Here is a 571-nt window from a genome sequence, read left to right as displayed (position 1 = left end):
ATGACCTTCAGCTTCTTCTCTCTTATAACCTCTAGATTTTGCTCTGCAACAAAAGACCCTTTTCCGACAATGGAATAGATAAAGCCCGCCTTTTCCAATTCCTCATAGGCACGCTTCGTCGTTATAACACTAATTTGCAGTTCCTTTGCGAGGTTACGCATAGAAGGTATTGCTGCCCCCTCCTGTAGTTCACCTGCTAAAATAAGCGATTTAATTTGACTGGTAATTTGTTCATAAATCGGTTCCTTTGAACTGTTGGAAATAATTATTTGCATGCCAATACCTCTTCTTTACTTTTTTGAAAACATACTTTACAAATGTCATGTACCGCTTGCTGAAAACAGTCATCGAAGACCAATTTGCATAAATCACTCACACCCTCATATATTGTATATATACTATAATCACATTATATACACACATAAAACAATCGCGCAACCACTTTATTTGAAATTCCAGAAAATTTTATATAAAACAGCCATAAATTAATAGAATAGAAGCCTGAACAAGCATATTTACAATAAAGTATCAGCTATCTAAAAGATGATATTATTCATTTCTAACTATTTGA

The 571-nt window shown here is 34.0% G+C and carries 1 protein-coding gene; it reads right to left on the bottom strand.

Annotation, left to right across the window (positions count from 1 at the left end; genetic code table 11):
* Nucleotides 1–275, bottom strand: a 275-nt coding sequence (locus tag H9650_RS20300; protein ID WP_191698010.1) for a GntR family transcriptional regulator, incomplete at its 3' end; no start/stop codon positions are given.
* Between the last annotated feature and the right edge of the window lie 296 nt (nt 276–571).

Source organism: Psychrobacillus faecigallinarum, assembly GCF_014836595.1.
GTDB classification, from domain to species: domain Bacteria; phylum Bacillota; class Bacilli; order Bacillales_A; family Planococcaceae; genus Psychrobacillus; species Psychrobacillus faecigallinarum.
This window is presented reverse-complemented; position numbering and strand designations above follow the sequence as displayed.